This window comes from Salinispora goodfellowii (assembly GCF_059570675.1).
In genome coordinates this window covers 190,204-210,987 of the sequence record NZ_JCANTD010000003.1, presented here as the reverse complement: position 1 = coordinate 210,987, position 20,784 = coordinate 190,204, and the positions used below count along the sequence as shown (strand labels likewise).

Here is a 20,784-nt window from a genome sequence, read left to right as displayed (position 1 = left end):
CATACCTGACCTGCCCGCCGGCAGCAGGGGCGCGGCCAGCCGATGGGTACGATGGGCGAAGCGCCGCTACCCGGTTTCTGCCGGTGCCCGCCCGCGCCACCTCGCTGAAGCCCGTTCGAGCAGCTCAGGGGAGCAATCGTGGAAAATTCGCCCAGCACCGTTCAACCGACCGACGCCGAAACCGGTGCGCTGGGCGGTCACCTACCGGAGCTGCCCGCCGGTTCGGCGCGGGTGGTTCCCCTCGGTCTGACCTTCGACGATGTGCTGCTCCAGCCGGGCGAGTCGGATGTCGTGCCGAGCCGGGTGAACACCCGAACGAAGCTGACCCGCACCGTCGAGCTGAACATCCCACTGCTGTCCAGCGCGATGGACACGGTGACCGAGGGCCGGATGGCGATCGCCATGGCCCGCCAGGGCGGGATCGGCGTGCTCCACCGCAATCTCTCCGTGGAGGACCAGGCGCTCCAGGTCGATCTGGTGAAGCGCTCCGAGTCGGGCATGATCACCAATCCGGTGACCGCGGGCCCGAGCGACACCCTCCAGGACGTGGATGCGCTCTGTGGGCAGTACCGGATCTCCGGGGTGCCGGTGGTGGACGGCGACGGGCAACTGGTCGGCATCGTCACCAACCGCGACATGCGCTTCGTCTCCGACCCGGCCACGCCGGTCCGCGAGATCATGACCCGGACCCCACTGGTCACCGCCCCGGTCGGCGTCAGCAAGGAGGACGCGCTCGGCCTGCTGCGGCAGCACAAGGTCGAGAAGCTGCCGATCGTTGACGGCAGCGGCAAGCTGCGTGGCCTGATCACCGTCAAGGACTTCACCAAGAGCGAGCAGTACCCGAACGCCACCAAGGACTCCGCCGGCCGGCTTCGCGTCGCCGCCGCCGTCGGCGTCGGCGAGGACGCGTACAAGCGGTCCCGGGCCCTGGTGGACGCCGGCGTGGACGTGTTGATCGTGGACACCGCGCACGGCCACCAGCGGGCGGTGCTGGAGATGGTCGCCCGGATCAAGAAGGACGTCCGGGTCGATGTCGTCGGCGGTAACGTCGCCACGTACGCGGGGGCGAAGGCGCTCGTCGAGGCCGGTGTGGACGGGGTCAAGGTGGGGGTCGGGCCGGGGGCGATCTGCACGACGCGGATCGTGGCCGGTGTCGGTGTGCCGCAGGTGACCGCGATCATGGAAGCGGCCCGGGCGGCCCGGCCGGCCGGCGTTCCGGTCATCGGGGACGGTGGCATCCAGTACTCCGGCGACATCGCCAAGGCGCTCGTGGCCGGTGCCGACACGGTGATGCTGGGTGGCCTGCTCGCCGGCTGCGCGGAGAGCCCCGGCGAGCTGATCTTCATCAACGGCAAGCAGTACAAGGCATACCGGGGGATGGGCTCGCTGGGCGCGATGCAGTCCCGGGGCCAGGTCCGGTCGTACTCGAAGGACCGCTACTTCCAGCAGGATGTCACCAGCGACGAGAAGCTCGTCCCCGAAGGCGTCGAGGGTCAGGTGCCGTACCGCGGCCCGCTCGCCCAGGTCGCCCATCAGCTGGTCGGCGGGTTGCGCCTGGCGATGGGGTACGCCGGCGCGGAGAGCGTCGCCGAGCTGCACCAGCGCGGACAGCTCATTCGGATCACCGCGGCCGGGCTCAAGGAGAGCCACCCGCACGACATCCAGATGGTCGCTGAGGCACCCAACTACCAAACCCGTTGACCCCACCACCCCCTACCGTCTGGAGTCCCCATGCGTGACGTGGTCGAGATCGGGCTGGGCAAGACCGCGCAGCGCGGCTACCACCTGGACGACATCGCGATCGTGCCGAGCCGCCGCACCCGGGACGTCGATGACGTGTCGACGGCCTGGCAGCTCGACGCGTACCCGTTCGGCATCCCCTGCGTCGGTCACCCCTCCGACGCGACGATGAGCCCGGCCTCGGCGGTGCGGCTCGGCCAGCTCGGCGGCCTCGGTGTGCTCAACGTGGAGGGTCTGTGGACCCGGTACGAGAACCCGGCGAAGGCGCTGGCGGAGCTGGCCAGCCTGGGCGCGGACGCCACCGGCCAGTCGCCCCGCCCCACCCGCACCGGCGCGACCGGCCTGCACCACACCCGGCGCCTTCAGGAGGTGTACGCCGAGCCGATCCGCGCGGACCTGATCGCCGAGCGGGTTCGGGAGCTGCGGGCCGGCGGCCAGACCGTGGCGGTACGCGTCTCGCCGCAGCACACCCTGGCGCTCGCCCCGGTGATCCTCGATGCCGGGGTGGACATCCTGGTGATCCAGGGCACGATCGTCTCCGCCGAGCACGTCTCCACCACCGACGAGCCGCTGAACCTCAAGGAGTTCATCGCCGACCTCGACCTACCGGTGGTCGTCGGCGGCTGCACCGACTACAAGACCGCCCTGCACCTGATGCGCACCGGCGCCGCCGGGGTGATCGTGGGGATCGGCGGCGACGACTGGTCAACCACCGAGTCGGTGCTCGGCATCCGGGTGCCGATGGCCACCGCGATCGCCGACGCCGCGGCGGCGCGCCGGGACTACCTGGACGAGACCGGCGGCCGCTACGTCCACCTGATCGCCGACGGCGATATCCGGACGTCCGGTGACATCGCCAAGGCGCTTGGCTGCGGCGCCGACGCGGTGATGCTGGGTGAGCCGCTCTCGCTCTGCCCGGAGGCGCCGGCCGGCGGCGCCTGGTGGCACTCGGCCGCCAGCCACCCGGCGCTGCCCCGGGGTGCCTTCGAGGCCGCCGGTGAGCCGGTCGGTTCGATGGAACGGCTGCTGTACGGCCCGGCCGACGAGCCGGATGGCCAGCTCAACCTCTTTGGCGGGCTGCGCCGGGCGATGGCCAAGTGTGGCTACCGGGACCTTAAGGAGTTCCAGAAGGTCGGCTTGGTCCTGGATCGGTAGGCGGAGCGGAGGGGCGTCATCGCGCCGGTCGGGTGGCTAGGCTCGACCGGTGTGGTCCACCTTCGCCCGGGTTCGGCCCGGCCTCGCCGCCGCCGTGGTGGCGGCGACCCTGCTCACCGGCTGCTTCTCCGCGAGCCCGGGCGGCGACTTCCGCCCGGGCGCTGTCGAGCTGGGTGACCCGTACGTGCCGGGTGCGGGCAACGGCGGATACGACGTGGAGCACTACCGGCTCGCCGTCGACTACGACCCGGCCAGCGACCGACTCCGGGGGCAGGCGGCGGTCACCGCGGTCGCCACCCAGGCGCTGTCCCGGTTCAACCTGGACCTGCAAGGTCTGGAGGTCACGGCGGTCCGGGTGGATGGGGACCGGGCCCGGCACCGCCGCGACGGCGACGAGTTGGTGGTGACGCCGGCGCGGGGGTTGGCCCAGGGCAGCCGTTTCACCGTCGCGGTCGAGTACGCCGGCCACCCCGGCACCCGGCCGAACGGTCCTTTGGGTGGCGGCGGTTTCCTGCACACCGAGGACGGTGCGATCGTGCTCGGCCAGCCCTACTCGGCCGCCGCCTGGTTCCCGGTGAACGACCACCCGAGCGACAAGGCGACGTACGACATCGAGGTCACCGTCCCGGATGGGCTCGCCGCGCTCAGCAACGGGGTGCCCGGGGAACAGAGCAGCGCCGGCGGCCGGACCACCTGGCGCTGGGCGCAGCGGGCCCCGATGGCGAGCTATCTGACCACCTTGGTGATCGGCGCCTACCGGGTGGAGACCGGCACCCACGCCGGGAAGCCGATCGTCACCGCTGTGCCGGAGTCGTTCGCGGAGACCGGCCCGGAGGCCGTCTCGCTGGCCCGTACCGGCGAGATCGCCGACTTCCTGGCCGACCGCTTCGGGCCGTACCCGTTCGACTCCTACGGCGGGGTGGTGGTCGCCGACCCACGGGTGGGGTACGCGTTGGAGACGCAGTCCCGTCCCGTGTACGGCCCTGTCTTCTTCCTCGGTGGGCGGCCGAACTTCGGTGTGGTCGTCCACGAACTGGCGCACCAGTGGTTTGGTAACAGTGTGGCGGTGACCCGGTGGCGGGACATCTGGCTGAACGAGGGCTTCGCCACCTATGCCGAGTGGCTCTGGGCGGAGCACCAGGAGGGCCGGTCGGTGCAGCGTGCGTTCGAGGGCCGGTACGCGGCGACGGACTGGTCGTTGCCGGCCCTGGACCCGGGGCCGGAGCAGATGTTCGGCACCGCCGTCTACCAGCGCGGGGCACTGACCGTGCACGCGCTGCGGCGGACGGTCGGCGACGACGCCTTCTTCGCCATCCTGCGGGCCTGGACGGCTGAGCGGCGCGACGGCTACGGCACCACCGATGACTTCATCGAACTGGCTGAGCGGGTTTCCGGGGAGCAGCTCGACGATCTCTTCGACGCCTGGCTCTCCGGCGCCACCCGGCCCGCTCTCCCCGAACCGGGCTGAGCTGCCTCTGGCGCGATTGCTACCGGTCGGTAATGATGCGTCTATGCGGTACGACGTGGTCGTCATCGGGTCCGGCTTCGGCGGGGGCGTCGCCGCGCTGCGGCTGGCCGAGAAGGGCTACCGGGTCGGGGTGCTGGAGGCGGGCCGACGCTTCGCCGACGGCGACTTCCCACGGACCTCCTGGCAGCTGCGCCGCTTCGTCTGGGCACCGCGGCTGGGCTGCTACGGCATCCAGCGGATCACCCTGCTGCGGGCGGGCCGGCGCCGGGCCGGTGGCGTGCTGGCGCTCTCCGGCGCCGGGGTGGGCGGCGGTTCCCTGGTCTACGCCAACACCCTGTACGAGCCACTGGACGCCTTCTTCCAGGATCCGCAGTGGCGGGACATCACCGACTGGCGGGAGGAGTTGACCCGCCACTTCGATCAGGCGAAGCGGATGCTCGGCGTCAGCACGTACCCGGAAACCACCGAGGCGGACCGGGCGATGCGGGCGGTGGCGGAGCGGATGGGGGTCGGGCACACCTTCCGGGCCACCCCGGTCGGCGTGCACCTCGGCCGGCCGGGACAGCGGGTGCCCGATCCCTACTTCGGCGGGGCGGGGCCGGAGCGAACCGGCTGCACGCACTGTGGCGCCTGCATGACGGGTTGTCGGCTCGGCGCGAAGAACACGCTGGCCAAGAACTATCTGTGGCTGGCCGAGCGGCTCGGCGCAGAGGTGCACCCGTTGACGACCGTGACCGCCGTCGCGCCGGTCGAGGGGGGCGGGTACGCGGTGCACACCCGGCGTACCGGCTCCTGGCTGCCGGGGCGCTCGCAGGTGATCCACGCCGACCAGGTGGTCTTCGCCGCCGGTGCGTTGGGTACCCAGCGTCTGCTGCACTCGATGAAGGTGGCTGGGGCGCTGCCGCGGCTCTCGTCCCGCCTCGGCGCGTTGACCCGGACCAATTCGGAGGCGATTCTCGGCGCGTCGGTGCACCGGCGGGCGGCGCGGGCGGCGGGGGTCGACTTTACCGAAGGGGTGGCGATCACAAGCTCGTTCCACCCCGACTCGCAGACCCACATCGAGCCGGTCCGCTACGGTCGGGGCTCGAACGCGATGGGGCTGCTCCAGACCCTGTTGGTGGACGGCGGCCCGCGTCGGGTGCGTCGCTGGCTGGGCACCCTCGTGCGGCGGCCGCGTGCGGCGGCGCAGCTGTTGTCGGTCCGCAACTGGTCCGAGCGCACGGTGATCGCGCTGGTCATGCAGTCGGCGGACAATTCGTTGACCACCCGGCTACGCCGTGGCCTCGGCGGCCGGCGACTCGTCTGCGAACCGGGTCACGGGGAGCCGAACCCGACCTGGATACCGGCCGGCAACCGGGCGGTTCGGCTCCTGGCCGAGGAGATCAACGGGGTGCCGGGTGGTGCGCTCACCGAACCGTTCAACATCCCGGTGACCGCGCACATCCTGGGCGGCGCGGTGATCGGCGCCACCGAGGAGGACGGCGTGGTGGACCCGTGGCAGCGGGTGTACGGGCACCCGGGCCTGCACGTCGTTGACGGCGCGGCGGTCTCGGCCAATCTCGGGGTGAACCCGAGCCTGACCATCACCGCCCAGGCCGAGCGGGCCCTGTCGTTCTGGCCGAACCAGGGGGAGCCGGATCCCCGCCCTCCGCTCGGCTCCCCGTACGTGCGGCTGGCCCCGGTGGCCCCACGCCATCCGGCGGTGCCGGCGCACGCCCCTGGTGCGCTGCGGTAGCGCCGGCGGAGACCGCGGCGCGGCGCGGTCGGCGGGGCCGCTGCGCCGACTCGGGTCCCGGGTCGGCGCCGGGCGTGTCGGTGGGTAGGCTTGCTGCACATGAGCACCCCGCGCCCTGTCCTGGTGGTGGACTTCGGAGCCCAGTACGCCCAGCTCATCGCACGCCGGGTACGGGAGGCCCGGGTCTACTCGGAGATCGTCCCGCACACGATGTCGGTGGCCGAGATGCTGGCGAAGGACCCGGCAGCGATCATCCTCTCGGGTGGCCCATCCAGCGTTTACGCGCCCGACGCGCCCGGTATCGACGCCGGGGTGTTCGAGGCCGGGGTGCCGGTTTTCGGCATCTGTTACGGCTTCCAGGCGATGGCGCAGGCACTCGGGGGCACGGTCGCGCAGACCGGCAACCGGGAGTACGGCGGCACGGTGCTGCGCCCGCGGCCGGAGGCCGGGGTGCTGCTGCGCGATCTCCCTGGTGATCTTCCGGTCTGGATGAGCCACGGTGACTGTGTGACGGAGGCGCCGGCTGGCTTCGCGGTGACCGCCGAGTCGGCGGGGGCCCCGGTGGCGGCCTTCGAGGATCGGGCCGGGCGCCGGGCCGGGGTGCAGTTCCACCCGGAGGTCGGGCACACGGCGCACGGCCAGGAGATGCTGACCCGTTTCCTCTACGACATCGCCGGCATCGAGCCCACCTGGACGCCGGAGAACATCATCGACGAGCAGGTGGCCCGGATCCGGGAGCAGGTCGGTACCAAGGAGGTCATCTGCGGTCTCAGCGGCGGCGTTGACTCCGCGGTCGCCGCGGCGCTGGTGCACCGGGCCATCGGCGACCAGTTGACCTGCGTCTTCGTTGACCATGGCCTGCTGCGGGCGGGCGAGGCCGAGCAGGTGGAGAAGGACTACGTCGCCGCCACCGGAATCAAGCTGCGGGTGGTTGACGCGGCGGACCAGTTCCTGACCGCGCTGGCCGGGGTGACCGATCCGGAGCGGAAGCGCAAGATCATTGGCCGGGAGTTCATCCGGACCTTCGAGGCCGCGGCTCGGGACATCGCCGCCCATGGCGACGTGGAGTTCCTGGTACAGGGCACCCTCTATCCGGATGTGGTGGAGTCCGGCGGCGGTGCGGGCACGGCCAGCATCAAGAGCCATCACAATGTCGGCGGGCTTCCGGAGGATCTCGGATTCTCTCTGGTCGAGCCGCTGCGCACGCTCTTCAAGGACGAGGTTCGCGCCCTCGGCCTCCAGTTGGGCCTGCCGGAGGCGATGGTCTGGCGGCACCCGTTCCCCGGTCCGGGGCTCGCGATCCGGATCATCGGCGCGGTGGACCGGGAGCGGCTCGATGTGCTCCGCCGGGCCGACTTCATCGCCCGGCAGGAGCTCAGCGCTGCTGGCCTGGACCGGGGCGTGTGGCAGTTCCCGGTGGTCCTCCTGGCCGACGTACGCAGTGTGGGTGTGCAGGGCGACGGACGCAGCTACGGGCATCCCGTGGTGCTGCGCCCGGTCTCCAGCGAGGACGCGATGACGGCCGACTGGTCGCGGCTGCCGTATGACCTGATTGCGCGGATCTCCACCCGGATCACCAACGAGGTCGCTGAGGTGAACCGGGTGGCGCTGGATGTCACCAGCAAGCCGCCGGGCACCATCGAGTGGGAGTGAGTCGCGCTCAGCTGACGGGGGGAGCCGGCGGCTGCGGCCCCGGCCAGGTGGGGGTGGCGGTGGTCGCCGCGGCTGTCGTCGGGTGCCAGGCCGGCGCGCTCACCGGCTCCGCCGGCATCAGGAACCACATGACCGGGTACGCGAGCGCCGCGATCCCGCCGGTGAGCAGGCCGGTCACCGCGAAGATGACCCGAATCAGCGTGGGGTCGAGGTTGAAGTAGCGGCCGACGCCACTGGCCACTCCGGCGATCATCCGGTCGGTGGTGGGGCGACGGAGCTGCTTGTACGGGGGCTGGGCGGTTCCGGTGTCGGTCATCTCCCGATGGTGCGTCGCCCGGCTCTGGCCGACCTCGGTGACTTCCCGGGGCCTTACCCTGATCTACCCCTTGCCCGCGAGCCGGGAGTCATGATTCCGACCCTCTTCGGCGTTGGTGGCGGGGAGCGGGGAGAATTTGGCTCTGTGACCCTCATGCTGGAGCCGCTTCGTAGGATTGCGGCGTACGCGGTTTGTGCAAACTCGGCCGGTCAGGTGCTGCTGGTTCGCGCCTCGCAGCGCTCCGGCACCCCCGGCACCTGGTCGCTGCCCGGGGGCGCGGTGGACCACGGCGAGGACCCCTGCGACACGGTGGTGCGGGAGACCGCCGCCGAGACCGGGCTGTCGGTCAGTGTCGCCACCCTCACCGACGTGCTCGCCGACATGCGAGCGTTGCCCGAACGGGGCATCACGATCCACACCGACCGCCTGCTCTACCAGGTGTCGGTGCGGGGCGGGACGCTCGCCGACCGGGCTGACCAGCCCACCGACCTGGCCCGCTGGTTCACCCCTGAGCAGGCCCGCGAGTTGCCCCTGCGCTCGTTCACGGCGCGGGCTCTCGGCCTGTCCGCCTCGTCGGCGGACATCGTGCCGGACGAGCCGCCCGAGTTTCCCTCCTTCTACGCGGTCGAGGGGCCGGACGGCCTGCACCGGGCGCAGCGCTTCGCCGCGTACGCCGTCGTCACCGACCCGGACGAGCGGGTCCTGCTCACCCGGGTCTCGGACGGGTACCCGGGTGCCGGTTGTTGGCACCTGCCGGGTGGTGGGACGGACTACGGTGAGCAACCGGGCGCGGCGCTCATCCGGGAACTGGTCGAGGAGACCGGGCAGACCGGGCGGCTGGTCGAGCTCCTCGGCGTGGCGAGTCACCGGGACGCCGCCTCGCTCGGTCCGGAGGGCTACCCGATCGACTGGCACGGGGTCCGGGCCTTCTACCGAGTCGTGGTTGACCGACCTGCCCCGCCCACCGTGATCGATGTTGGTGGATCAACCTGTGAGGCTCGCTGGTTCGCGAAGGAGGAGCTGGGCGCCCTCCCGGTCGATCGGCTGACCGAGGTGACGGCCGAGGCGGTCCAAGCCGCCCGGCTGACCTGACCCCCCCAGCCTGACGTTCCCGTAGCTATCGTCGGTCGAGGTAACTTCTCATCGATTCGGTGCAGGGTGGGGGCAGGGTGCAGCAGCGGCGGATGGCGGCCTATGGGGTGCTGCGGGATGACGGCGGGCAGGTGCTACTCGTGCGGGGCGGGGACGGACGTCCGGATCGGGGTGCCTGGCGGCTGCCGGGGGGCGACCTTCGGCACGCCGAGCATCCCGCCGCCGCGGTCGTCCGCGGGTTCGCCGAGGAGACCGGGTTGGCCGTGACGGTGGCCGGGGCCCGGGCGGCGGTAGCCGATGTGGCCACCGACGCCGCCGGATCCGGGCTGCACACCGACCGGCTGGTGTTTGACGTGACCGCGACGGCTGGCGTACTCCGGTCGGAGCAGGGCGGCGGTGCCGGGCTGGGGTGGTTCACGCCCGACTCGGCGGCGGCGGTGCCCGTGATGCCGTTCACGGCGGAGTTGCTCGGCCTGCCGGGCGCGCCCCTGCCTTCGGGGGCGTCCCGGGTACTACCGCCGGCGGCTCCGGGGTCGACGAACTCGGCGCCGACTGCTCCGGCGCGGTCGAGCTCGGGGGTATTGGCTCCGGCGGCAACGGCTCCGGGGTCGACTGCTCTGCGGCACCGATTCGGCGCGTACGGGCTGGTCACCGACCCGGCCGGGCGGGTGCTGCTGACGCTGATCGCGGAGGGCTACCCGGGCGCTGGCAGCTGGCACCTGCCCGGCGGTGGCACCGACTACGGTGAGGCGCCGGAGACGGGGCTGCTCCGCGAGCTGGTGGAGGAGTCCGGTCAGGTCGGACGGGTCGTCAGGTTGATCAGTGTGGACAGCTTTCATCACCCCAGCCGGGTCGGGCCGGAGGGGCGTCCGTTGAACTGGCACACCGTTCGGGCCATCTACACGGTGGTGGTGGCGGAGCCGACCGAGGCGCGGGTGCTGGAGCTGCCTGGGGGGTCGACCGCCCGGGCGAGCTGGTTTACCGTCGACGAGCTCAGGGGGCTGCGGCTCAGCGATATCGCTGCCCGAACGGTCGCCGAGCTCCGCTGACTGTCCTGTCCGGTGTTGGCCCCGGGGTGGGGTGACCGTGGATATCCGTTCGCCCATTTAGCTCTAATTGGGGCATTCGGGGTGCCGAAGAGTGCTCGTCATGTGGTGCCACTGGGCTCCGGTACATTTGAGTGCGGGAAGTTAACGGTGTAACGGGCGATGCGATCCGGATTAGGGGTAAGAGGGCGATGCGTGCGGTTTAAGGGAGTTTTAAGTACCGCCGGCAGCTATCGCCAAGCCCTGTTTGCCTGTGCGATGGTGTAGCCCGCAAAACGGCTGCTGGGCCAAGAAGGTCTGGCACGAGACAGCCGGACGCCCCGCCACTGCGGCGGCGCGGCGATCCGGTGATGGAGGGAATGTGCCGAGAGCCCCCTGGCGCCGGCGTCGTACGACAGACAGTCCACGTCCTGCAGGGCGTCGATGGGCAGGCCCGTTGCGGCGCAGCGGCACAATTGCCCGTCAGGTGCTGTGGGTCCGCGCGGGCCGCCAGGACGGTGGCCTCCGTGCCGGAGCTGGCCGCAAGCTGGTCGAGCGCCGGTTCCCACGGCGCCGCTACCCGCGGTACGACGCCGAGGCGGAGACGATCGTCCCGGTCAGCCCTCCGGTCGCCCCGGCGCCGCCGGTGGACGAAGCGGCGGCGACCTCGGCTCCGCTCCTTCCCGGTGCCCGAACGCCGGCCCGGCGGATGAAATTCATGCTGGTCAACGGCTGCACCCTCGCCAGCCTCACCCTCGGCATGCTGGCGATCTTCCTGGCCATGCAGGGTGAGGTGCGGCCCGCGGCCCTCTGCCTGATCGCCTGCGTGGCCTTCGACGGTCTCGACGGTGCCCTCGCCCGCCGACTCGGCGTGGCCAGCCCGTTCGGCGCCCAGATGGACTCGTTGGCCGACATGTGCTCCTTCGGCCTCGCCGCCCCGGTCGTGGTCTACGCCTCACTGGCTGGCTCGGTGCCCCCGGCCGCCGCCGCGGTGGGCTGTGCGCTCGTCGCGTCCTGTGCCGCGATCCGCCTCGCCCGGTTCAACGTCTCGTCGAAGGACAGCCGCTTCTTCTGCGGGGTGCCCACCACCATGGCGGCCGCCATGCTGGCCCTGACCGTCGCCATCGGGCTGCCGGTGTCCGGGCTGGTCCTGCTCGGCGGTGTGGCGCTGCTCGCCTTCGCGATGGTCTCCAGCTTTCCGTACGCGAAGCTCGCCCGCCTGGTGAGGCTGCCGCCCTGGGTGTGGCTGGCTCCGCTGGTCGGCGCGCTGGTCGACATCCGGCTCACCTTCGCCCTGGTCGTGGTGGGCTACCTGCTCAGCGGCCCGGTGCTCTGGCTGCGGCAGCGCCGTACCGTCTGATTCGGGTTTCTCGCGGGCGGGGCACCGGGGCTTCCCGGCGCCCCGCCACAGCTCCTTCCGGCGCCCCGGCGTCCGACGCGGTCAGTGCCAGTGAGCGATGACCGACGACCCCCCGACGACCCGGTCGCCGGGCCCGACCAGTGGCTGCGCCGCCTCGGCCGGCAGGTAGACATCGGTGCGTGAGCCGAACCTGATCAGCCCAAACCGCTCGCCCTTGGCCAGCAGCGAACCGATGGGCGCCCGCTGCACGATCCGCCGGGCGATCAATCCGGTACGTTGCGCCACGATCACCGTTCCGTTGGTGGTGTCCAACACCGTGTACGCGGCGACATTGTGTTCCGCATCGGGCTTCATCGCGTTGGCGAAGCCGCCGTCGGTCACGAAGTGGTCGACCACCTTGCCCGCCACCGGGGAACGGTTGATGTGGACGTCGAGCACCGACAGGAACACGGCGATCCGTAGCCACTCGCCGTCGCCGAACCGCTCGTCGGAGAGCCGTTGTACCGAGAGCACCCGGCCATCGGCGGAGGCGACCACCGCGGACGGATCCGCTGGCACCTCCCGCTCCGGGTCCCGGAAGAAGGCGGCGACCGGTGCGGCGGCGAGGGCCGGCAGCAGCCACAGCTTTGAGGTCGGCCGGGCGACACGGGCCACCGCCGCCAACCCGAGGGCGATCCCGGCGGCAGCCACCCCGTTGCTGTCGATGTGCATCGTGCGGGTCAGCGGCACGCTGGCGGGTCGGTAGGCCGGGGCCAGCCCCACCGTCGCCGCCGCGGTGGCCGGGCTGAAGCGGAACCGGTGCACCCGCAGCGGTGGGTTGTTGCGCAGCAGCAGGTCGCTACCGACGCCGTGCAGCGCGGCCTGGCGGTCCAGTTCGTCGCTCGCGCCGCCGGTGCGCCTGGTGATGGCGGGGGTGGCGACGCTCAACGTGGCCCCGTTGTCGAGGTACTTGCCGAGCCCGTCGAGGGTGGCGCGGGTCTCCTCCATCGTCCCGGTGAGCGGTGCACCGATGATCGCCACCGCTGCGGCCTCGGCATCGGCCAGGGCGTCAACGACCCGGACCTGCTCGGAGACCCAGGGGCCCTGGGCGGCTACGTGCGTGCGCAGCGTCTCGGCGTCCGACCACCCGGCCGGTACGACGGTGAGCGTGTCACCGGGCAACAGCGCCTCGATCGCCGCGGCGAGTACCGGGGACTCCAGGCTGGCGTCAACGAGCAGGGCAGCCTTCGGTTCGTTGATCCGGGCGAGTTCCGAGACGAGGACACGGGCGGCGCGCTCGCCGACGCGGACCGGACCGGAGCGGCCGGTGGGAGGCACGGCGGGGGACTGGGTCATGTCGGACAAGCTCCTGATGGGTAGGGACGACGGGTTGGTGAGATCGGCGCGATCGGCGTCGGGTCACTCGGCGTCGCCCGGAGTGCGGGGCTGCCGGGTCGAACTGGCGAGTGCGCGGCGGGGGCGGGCGCCACCAGCCAGCATATGCCCCGAGTCGATTCGACCCGGCGTCGCGCTCAGCGCCGGTCCCCCTCGGTTGGCCCGGGTTCCGGCGTCGCCCCGGTCGGTGTGGCCTTCGGCTCCGGAGCGGCCGGGTTGCCGGACCGGGCCGCGCGAAGCGCCCCGACCAGCCCCAGTACGCCGATCAGTAGCAGTGCTCCGGCCAGGAACCAGCCCACCGGGGGGAGCGTGAATTCAAGTAACCGGGCGACCAGCCACCAGCCGGCAAGGAGCAGAAAGAGCAGTCCGAAGAGCAGAGACACTGAGTCGGTGCGGTGGGCCTTCACCGGGTTACCTCCAGCTGGCCGATGTCAACGTGAACGAAGAGGCGCAGCGTCCCGCCGCCGGGGCCGTCCGCCCCCAGATCGGTGCTCTCGTGCCGCGAACCGGTGGAGCCGCCGCGCTTGTCGACGCGTTGATCGAAGACGACCGCGTCGCCGAGGTCGACGGTCGCGGTGACCGTGGCGTCAACGTTCGGGGGTAACACCACGACGGCCTCTCCGGCTATGACCGCTACCGTGACCTCGCTGTGTTTCCCGGTGAAATCCACCGAGCGCAGGTCGAGCAGCGAGTTGCCGACGGTGTTTTCGTACCGGCTCGCGAGCTCGGCGTGGTTGGCCGGAGACCAGTTCACCGTTTGGTTCACTGTTCGGAACCGGTCGGACTCGGCCACCGTGGCCACCCCCAGCGCGGCGGCGGTGATCAGGCCGAGCGCGATGAGCCAGCGGGCCCGGCCGAACCAGGCGCCGACGAGTAGGCCGAGGCCGATGGTGGCCAGGACCGCCGCGAAGTACGCGGACGCGCCGAGGGCGGGTACGCCGGCCAGATCGAGGACGGCCAGCAGCCCGAGGACGAGGAAGACCAGCGAGAAGGTCACCCCACCGAGCGCGGACCGTTTCCGCGGTCGCTTCCGCTCCGGTCGGGGAGCCGGGGGCGGGAGCGGCGGCGGCGCGGCGTACGGCCCATGCGGGGCGAACGGGGGGCGGAAGCCGCTGGGCGGAGCCTCGGGCGCTGTCGGTGCGTCCGGCGGCGGTGCCCAGGTCGGCCAGGCCGGCGCCGGTGGCCTGGGCGATTCGGGCCGGCCTGGGCGTTCGCGGTTGAGTAGCAGAGCGCCGCTGATCAGGATCGCCGCGCCGAGCAGCACGGCCCGGAACGCATCCGTGACGATGAAGGCGAAGCTGATTGCCACCAGGATGCCGAGCACGATCACGGTGACCGGGGACATGCTGGAGCGTCCCCGGCCCAGCATCGACTCGATTGGTGAGGCGGTGTCCCCCTCACCCGGGATGATCAGCCAGGCGGAGACGTACACCAGGATGCCGATGCCGCCGAAGAAGCCGAGCACGGCGAGCAGCACCCGCCAGAGCACCGGATCGGTGTTCGTCGCCCGGCCGATAGCCGCGCAGACACCGGCCAGGTAGCGGCCGTCGTGCGGACGGACCAGCCCGTACCGCGAGGTGAAGCCGCTGCCTCCGGTTGGCGGTGGGGTGGGTGGGCCCCCGGGCGGTGGCGGTGCACCGGTCGGTGCCGCAGGTGGTGGCGGTGCACCGGTCGGTGCCGCAGGTGGTGGCGTCGCCCCGGCTGGCTGGTGCTGGGCGGCTTCTTCGGTCATGACCTCGATCCTGCTCCCTCGTCGCCTCGCCGGCCTCCGGCGGAGACCCTGACCTCACCCTGAGATCAGGGCAGCAGGATCTCCGGGACGCCCCCGTGGTCGAGTGCTCACCTGGCGTGTGACGATCGGAACCAGCGGCGCGTGCCGCTCGCCGGCGAGACCCGCCGTGACTAGCTAGGGAGCCCTCGATCAGTGTCGTGACCAACCCCCCGCGCCTCCATCGCGCCCGCGAGCACCGGATCGCTGCGGGGGTGGCGGCGGGGATCGCCGGGCACCTTCGCATTCCGGTGCTCTGGGTCCGGGTCGCGTTCCTGGTGTTGCTCGGCTTCAACGGCCTCGGGTTGCTGTTGTACGCGGCCTTCTGGGCGGTGGTGCCGCTGCGACCGGGGGACACCGCCACCCCACCCCGTCGCGATGTGGCTCAGCTGCTGCCGTTTGTGGCGATCGGCCTGGGGATACTGATCTTCCAGGCGATCTTTTTCGACTCGGTGGGTGCGACCGGCGTGGCCGGCACCGCCGGCTGGCTGGTCACGATCATCGCGGTCGGGGCCGGGCTGATCTGGCACCAGTCCGCACCGCAGCGGCGACGGCAGTGGGACGGGACGCTGCCGGTGCCCTGGCTGAGGGTGGTGGTGGAGGAGAGTGACCGGCGGGCGTTCGTGCTTCGCTTCATCGGCGGCGGAATCCTGGTCGCGGTGGGGTTGATCGGGGTTGCGGCGGTGTACTCCCCGACGCAGAACTTCGACGCGGTGCTCAACGGCGTGATCTTTGCCTTGGTCGGTCTGGCGGGGGTCGGGGTGGTGGCCGCGCCGGTGCTCTGGCGAACCTGGAACCAGCTCCGGTCGGAGCGGGAGGGGCGGATCCGGGAGCAGGAGCGGGCCGAACTGGCTGCCATGGTGCATGACCAGGTGCTGCACACCCTCGCGTTGATCCAACGCAACGCCAACGACGGGAAGATGGTGACGCGGCTGGCCCGGGGGCAGGAACGCTCGCTGCGCAACTGGCTCTACCGGCCGACCGCCTCGCCGACAGAGCGCTTCGCGGCCGCGCTGGAGCTGGTGGCGGCCGAGGTGGAGGACACGTACGCACTCCCGGTGGAGACGGTGGTCGTCGGTGACCGGGAGACCGACGAGCGGGTCGACGCGTTGGTGGCCGCCGCGCGCGAGGCGTTGGTGAACGCCGCCCGGCATGCTGGGGTGCAGACCGTCTCGCTCTACGCCGAGGTCGAACCGGAGCAGGTCAGCGTCTTCGTCCGGGATCGGGGGAGGGGTTTCGATCCGGCTACGGTGGAGGAACACCGGCACGGCGTTCGCGGCTCGATTGTCGGCCGGATGAAGCGACACGGCGGCCGGGCGGAGATCCGCTCCGAGCCCGGGGAAGGGACCGAGATCCGGTTGATCCTGCCGATCTCCCGTGACGGGTCCACGGCGGAGAGGAGTAGGTGATGGCGGACCAGACGCCGGACTCGGCGGTGGAGGCGGGTGTGCCCGCGCGGCGGCTGCGGGTCTTCCTCGTTGACGATCACGCGATGTTTCGGGCCGGAGTCCGCGCCGAGTTGGGTGCGCATGTTGACGTGGTGGGCGAGGCGAGCACGGTGGGGGAGGCGGTCAGTCGGATCGCCGTCACCGAGCCCGATGTGGTGCTGCTTGATGTGCACATGCCGGAGGGGGGTGGCCGGGCGGTGCTGGAGGCCATCCGGCGTACGCACCCGGCTGTGCGGTTCCTCGCGCTCAGCGTCTCGGACGCGGCCGAGGATGTGATCGGGCTGATCCGCGCTGGTGCCCGTGGCTACGTCACCAAGACGATTTCACCGGACGAGTTGGCGGCGGCGGTCCGCCGGGTCGCCGAGGGCGACGCCGTCTTCAGTCCCCGGCTGGCCGGTTTCGTACTGGACGCCTTCGCCGCCCGGCCGGATATGCCGGTCTCGGACCCGGAGCTGGACCAGTTGACCAACCGGGAACGGGAGGTGCTGCGTCTCCTCGCCCGGGGGTACGCGTACAAGGAGATCGCCAGGGAGCTGTACATCTCGATCAAAACGGTCGAGACGCATGTGTCGAACGTCCTCCGCAAGCTCCAGATGTCCAGCCGCTACGAGTTGTCGCGCTGGGCGGCGGATCGTCGGCTCGTCTGAGTCGCCGACCGGCTGTTACGACGGATTGCTCAACGTGACAGTACTGGCTACTATCGATGTTGTTTCCCGGCTATTACCACGCTTGCCCGCAGTCGATGAATCCACCTATGGGTGGATGTACACACCGTCCCGGCCGGGTATCGGGTTGATAACACGCCTTCCCGCTAGCGCGCGTCTGGTGTCACAGTGGCAGGCACCTCACACCCCCTCGTGAGCTGAGCGCCCTGAGGAGGCACTCCCATGCGCGGGAAATTTCTGAAGGTGGCGGTCGCGGCGACCGCCACCGCTATGTTGGCCACCGCCTGTGGCAGTGGCGGCGCGAGCGATGCCGACGGCGAGTCCGGTGGTGCGCTCCGTGTTTACGCGTCACCGCCAGCGTTCTTGCTGCCGTCGAATGGTGACGACGAGCCGTCGATCTACGTGATTCGTCAGCTCTACCGTGGTCTGGTCAAGTACAACGCCGACACCGGTGAGCCAGAGAATGATTTGGCCGAGTCGATCGACTCGGAGGACCAGAAGCTCTGGACGATCAAGCTGAAGGACGGCTACACCTTCGACAACGGTGAGCCGGTCGACGCCGCGTCCTTCATCCGCTCGTGGAACTACGCCGCCTACGCGCCGAACGCGCAGAACAACGGCTACTTCATGAAGCGGATCGCCGGCATCGACGCGGTCCTGCCCAAGGACCCGGACGGCGAGGGTCCGGAGGAGGCCCCGGAGCCGACGGCCGAGACGTTGTCCGGCCTGAAGGAGGTCGACGACCTGACCTTCACCGTCGAGCTCAAGGAGCCGTTCAGCGGCTTCCCGACCGTGCTTGGCTACACGGGCTTTTCCCCGATGGCCCAGGCCTGCATCGACGACGCCGAAGCCTGCAACGAGACCCCGATCGGCAACGGCCCTTACAAGATCGACGGTACGTGGGAGCGCGGCATCCAGATCAACCTGGTCCGCAGCGACAGCTGGAACGGCGAGCCGGGTAAGCCAGACTCGATCAACTACCGGATCTTCGCGGACGTGGACGGCGCCTACGCCGCCTTCCAGGCGGGCGAGCTGGACGTGATGTACACGATCCCGCCGGCGCGCTTCAAGGAGGCCAAGGCCAGCTACGGCGACCGGCTGTACGAGCAGGCGGGTGACAGCCTCAACTACGTCGGCCTGCCGCTGTACGACGACAGCTTCAAGGACAAGCGGATCCGCCAGGCACTCTCGTTGGCGGTCGACCGGCAGTCCATCGCCGAGGCTGTCTTCGACGGACGGTGGGCTCCCGCCACCGGCTTCGTCGCGCCGGCCTTCGAGGGCGCTCGCGAGGGTGTCTGCACCTACTGTGCGAAGGACGTCGAGAAGGCCAAGGAACTGCTCGCGGCCGCCGGCGGCTGGCCGGAGGGGAAGAAGCTGACCCTGTGGGCCAACGCGGGTGCTAGCCACGAGGACTGGCTGCAGGCGGTCGGCGACCAGATCAAGGCCGCGTTGGGCATCGACTACGAACTGAAGGTTAACCTGCAGTTCCCCGAGTACCTGGCTGTTGGTGACGCCCGGGACTTCACCGGCCCGTTCCGGCTCGGCTGGGGCCCGGACTACCCGTACCTGGAGACCTACCTGACTCCGGTCTACGGCAGCAACTCCGACGGCAACAAGACCACTTTCAGCAGCCCCGAGTTCGACAGCCTGCTGAAGCAGGGTGACTCGGCCAAGAGCATTGAGGAGGCCATCCCCTTCTATCAGGAGGCCGAGGACATCCTGGCCGAGGAGATGCCGGTCATCCCGATGTTCTGGCGGAAGGAGGCGGCGGTCTACAGCGAGAACGTCGACACCTTCGTCTGGAACCAGGTCTCTGGTGCCGACTACGGTGCGACCTCGCTGAAGTAGAACAGAGCTTCGGCAATCTGATCCAGCCGTAACCAGGATGTGGCGGCAACGGTCACCCCACCAGGGTGATCGTTGCCGCCATATCAGCGCCGAGAGGAGACCCCGACATGGGGCGCTACGTCATTCGACGGTTGCTCCAGTTCATCCCGACCGTGCTGGGCACCATGTTCCTGCTCCACTACATGACCTCGCTGGCGATCCAGTTCAGCGGGAACCCGGTCCGAGCGCTTTTCGGCGACCGGACCCCACCGCCGGCCCTGCTCCAGGCGGTCACCGAGCGACTCGGCTACGGCGACCCCTGCCTCGAGCAGAAGGGCAACCCCTGCTTCGGGCTCTTCCTCGACCGGGTGAGCGGAGTCTTCCTGCACTTTGACTTCGGCATCAACCTGCGGCGGCAGGAGGTCACCGACCTGATGGCCAACGCCCTGCCGTTCACCCTCAAGCTGCTGGTGATCGCGATCATCTTCGAGGCCGTCGTCGGTATCGCCGCCGGCGTGTGGGCGGGTCTGCGGGGCGGCAGCTTCGCCGACAACCTGGTGAAGATCAGCACCGTCTTCGTGATCTCTGTGCCGATCTTCGTGCTCGGTGTGGTGGTACGAGAGTTCGTCGGGGTCAAGTTCGGCAACGTCCTGCGCGGTCAGGAGTGGATCCCCGACGTCATCGCGCACGGGTTCTTCAGCCCCGGTTTCAAGCCGGACTACCCCTTCGCCAGTCTCCTGATTCCCGGCATGGTGCTCGGCTCGATCGCGCTCGCCACCACCGCTCGCCTGACCCGGACCAGCATCATGGAGAACATCCGCGCCGACTTCGTCCGGACCGCGCGGGCCAAGGGCCTGGCGAACAAGCGGGTCATCGGCGTGCACACGCTGCGTAACTCGCTGATTCCGGTGATCACGTACCTCGGCGTCGACATCGGTTCGGCGATGGCCGGCGCGGTGGTCACCGAGACCATCTTCAACGTGCCCGGTATCGGCCGGCTGGTGACCCAGGCCGCCCGTACCGGTGAATCGCCTGTGATCATCGGCGTGGTGACCCTGCTGGTGCTGGTCATCCTGCTTGTCAATCTTCTGGTCGACCTCCTGTACGCCGTGCTCGACCCGAGGATCCGCTATGAGTGACGGCACCGTGATCAGTAACCGGTGGCCGGCGATCCCGGCTGATCCGCGGCAGGCGAAGCGAAACGAGGTGTGGACATGAGTGACGCGACGAGTGCCGGCCCCGCCGTCGGCGGTGCCCCGGGTTCCGGCGACGGCCGGGCCCCGGAGGCGACGAGCAAGAGCGGCAGGGAACGCAACGCCAGCCTGTGGGCGGATGCCCGCCGGCAGTTGGTCCGCGACCCGGTCTTCATGATCGCCGTGCTGTACATTCTCGTGGTCAGCACGATGGCGGCCTTCCCGAAGCTGTGGACCGGTCAGGACCCCCGGGCGTGTAACACCGACCAATCCCGGTTCGCGCCGAGCTGGGAACACCCGTTCGGCTTCAACATTCAGGGCTGCGACTACTACTCGCACGCCATCTACGGCGCTCGACCATCGATGATCATTGCGATCATGGCAACCAGCGGCATCGTGCTCTTCGGCGGCCTGATGGGACTCCTCGCCGGCTACTACGGCGGCTGGGTCGACGGGGTCATTTCCCGGCTGATGGACATCTTCTTCTCGCTGCCGTTCCTGCTCGGTGCGATCGTCTTCCTGACCCTGATCAAGCAGCAGAACGTCGTGACCATCGCCCTGGTGCTGTTCCTGCTGAGCTGGCCGACGATCGCCCGGATCATCCGCGGTAGCGTCATCTCCTCAAAGGACCTGGACTACGTGCAGGCCGCCAAGGCGGTCGGGGCGGGTAACGGCCGGTTGATGTTCCGGCACATCCTGCCGAACGCGATCGCGCCGATGTTGGTGTACGCCACGATCGTGCTGGGCTCGTTCGTGGCCGCGGAGGCCACGCTGACCTTCCTCGGTATCGGGCTCCAGCCGCCGGCCCAGTCCTGGGGCATCATGATCTCGGCCCACGACGTCTACTTCCTGGAGGACCCGTGGCTGCTGCTCTTCCCCTGCGGGCTGTTGATTGGCACGGTGCTGTCCTTCATTCTTATGGGTGACGCCCTGCGTGACGCCCTCGACCCGAAGTTCCGGTGAGC

General features: G+C 70.3%; 17 protein-coding genes. 13 read left to right on the top strand and 4 right to left on the bottom strand.

The genetic code is table 11. The features are described from left to right. Positions 1 to 138 precede the first annotated feature (138 nt). The 5 genes from guaB to guaA all read left to right on the top strand — a co-directional run bounded on the left by guaB (position 139) and on the right by guaA (position 7,751). Entirely contained in the window at positions 139 to 1,701 is a 1,563-nt protein-coding gene (guaB, locus tag T398_RS05755) for an IMP dehydrogenase (protein WP_496445290.1), read from the top strand. A 30-nt stretch (positions 1,702 to 1,731) separates the two neighbouring features. Beyond that, a complete protein-coding gene (locus T398_RS05750) occupies positions 1,732 to 2,895 on the top strand; it encodes a GuaB3 family IMP dehydrogenase-related protein (protein ID WP_496445288.1) in 1,164 nt (387 codons plus the stop codon). Positions 2,896 to 2,944: 49 nt separating this feature from the next. Further along, complete coding sequence (locus tag T398_RS05745) at positions 2,945 to 4,363, top strand: M1 family metallopeptidase (RefSeq protein WP_496445286.1); 1,419 nt, start codon at positions 2,945 to 2,947, stop codon at positions 4,361 to 4,363. 43 nt (positions 4,364 to 4,406) lie between these two features. Continuing rightward, positions 4,407 to 6,098: an FAD-dependent oxidoreductase gene (locus T398_RS05740; RefSeq protein ID WP_496445284.1), complete on the top strand. Its 1,692-nt coding sequence runs from the start codon at positions 4,407 to 4,409 to the stop codon at positions 6,096 to 6,098. A 99-nt stretch (positions 6,099 to 6,197) separates the two neighbouring features. Beyond that, complete coding sequence (guaA, locus tag T398_RS05735; protein WP_496445282.1) at positions 6,198 to 7,751, top strand: glutamine-hydrolyzing GMP synthase; 1,554 nt, start codon at positions 6,198 to 6,200, stop codon at positions 7,749 to 7,751. Between the two features lie 7 nt (positions 7,752 to 7,758). Here guaA and T398_RS05730 read toward each other — a convergent pair whose 3' ends face one another. After that, complete coding sequence (locus tag T398_RS05730; RefSeq protein ID WP_496445280.1) at positions 7,759 to 8,067, bottom strand: PspC domain-containing protein; 309 nt, start codon at positions 8,065 to 8,067, stop codon at positions 7,759 to 7,761. Positions 8,068 to 8,211: 144 nt separating this feature from the next. Between T398_RS05730 and T398_RS05725 the strand changes: the two genes are divergently transcribed. The 3 genes from T398_RS05725 (at position 8,212) to T398_RS05715 (ending at position 11,544) form a co-directional block, all read left to right on the top strand. Next, the gene (locus tag T398_RS05725; RefSeq protein ID WP_496445278.1) at positions 8,212 to 9,159 is read left to right on the top strand and encodes an NUDIX domain-containing protein; all 948 of its coding nucleotides are present in this window, start codon (positions 8,212 to 8,214) and stop codon (positions 9,157 to 9,159) included. 77 nt (positions 9,160 to 9,236) lie between these two features. Next, entirely contained in the window at positions 9,237 to 10,208 is a 972-nt protein-coding gene (locus T398_RS05720) for an NUDIX hydrolase (RefSeq protein WP_496445276.1), read from the top strand. A gap of 433 nt (positions 10,209 to 10,641) precedes the next feature. Continuing rightward, the gene (locus T398_RS05715) at positions 10,642 to 11,544 is read left to right on the top strand and encodes a CDP-alcohol phosphatidyltransferase family protein (protein ID WP_496445274.1); all 903 of its coding nucleotides are present in this window, start codon (positions 10,642 to 10,644) and stop codon (positions 11,542 to 11,544) included. Positions 11,545 to 11,625: 81 nt separating this feature from the next. On the opposite strand, the gene T398_RS05710 is transcribed toward T398_RS05715, so the two are convergent. The 3 genes from T398_RS05710 to T398_RS05700 form a co-directional block, all read right to left on the bottom strand. Then, positions 11,626 to 12,879, bottom strand: coding sequence for a phosphatidylserine decarboxylase (locus T398_RS05710; RefSeq protein ID WP_496445272.1), 1,254 nt, complete (start codon positions 12,877 to 12,879; stop codon positions 11,626 to 11,628). Positions 12,880 to 13,055: 176 nt separating this feature from the next. Further along, positions 13,056 to 13,325 carry a hypothetical protein gene (locus tag T398_RS05705; protein WP_496445270.1) on the bottom strand — a complete coding sequence of 90 codons (270 nt, stop codon included), beginning with the start codon at positions 13,323 to 13,325 and terminating at the stop codon, positions 13,056 to 13,058. Continuing rightward, positions 13,322 to 14,650, bottom strand: coding sequence for a PspC domain-containing protein (locus T398_RS05700; RefSeq protein ID WP_496445268.1), 1,329 nt, complete (start codon positions 14,648 to 14,650; stop codon positions 13,322 to 13,324). Before T398_RS05700 ends, T398_RS05705 begins: the two co-directional genes overlap by 4 nt. Positions 14,651 to 14,847: 197 nt before the next feature. Here T398_RS05700 and T398_RS05695 point away from each other — a divergent pair, with 197 nt between their 5' ends. The 5 genes from T398_RS05695 (at position 14,848) to T398_RS05675 (ending at position 20,782) form a co-directional block, all read left to right on the top strand. Next, positions 14,848 to 16,095 carry a sensor histidine kinase gene (locus tag T398_RS05695; protein ID WP_496445266.1) on the top strand — a complete coding sequence of 416 codons (1,248 nt, stop codon included), beginning with the start codon at positions 14,848 to 14,850 and terminating at the stop codon, positions 16,093 to 16,095. Further along, entirely contained in the window at positions 16,095 to 16,781 is a 687-nt protein-coding gene (locus T398_RS05690) for a response regulator (RefSeq protein WP_496445264.1), read from the top strand. The genes T398_RS05695 and T398_RS05690 overlap by 1 nt, the downstream gene beginning before the upstream one ends. Positions 16,782 to 17,021: 240 nt before the next feature. Beyond that, entirely contained in the window at positions 17,022 to 18,647 is a 1,626-nt protein-coding gene (locus tag T398_RS05685) for a peptide ABC transporter substrate-binding protein (RefSeq protein WP_496445262.1), read from the top strand. Between the two features lie 107 nt (positions 18,648 to 18,754). Further along, positions 18,755 to 19,765, top strand: coding sequence for an ABC transporter permease (locus T398_RS05680; protein WP_496445260.1), 1,011 nt, complete (start codon positions 18,755 to 18,757; stop codon positions 19,763 to 19,765). Positions 19,766 to 19,840: 75 nt separating this feature from the next. Continuing rightward, positions 19,841 to 20,782 (top strand): ABC transporter permease, encoded by a 942-nt coding sequence (locus T398_RS05675; RefSeq protein WP_496445258.1) that lies wholly within the window; start codon positions 19,841 to 19,843, stop codon positions 20,780 to 20,782. The last annotated feature ends 2 nt before the right edge of the window (positions 20,783 to 20,784 follow it).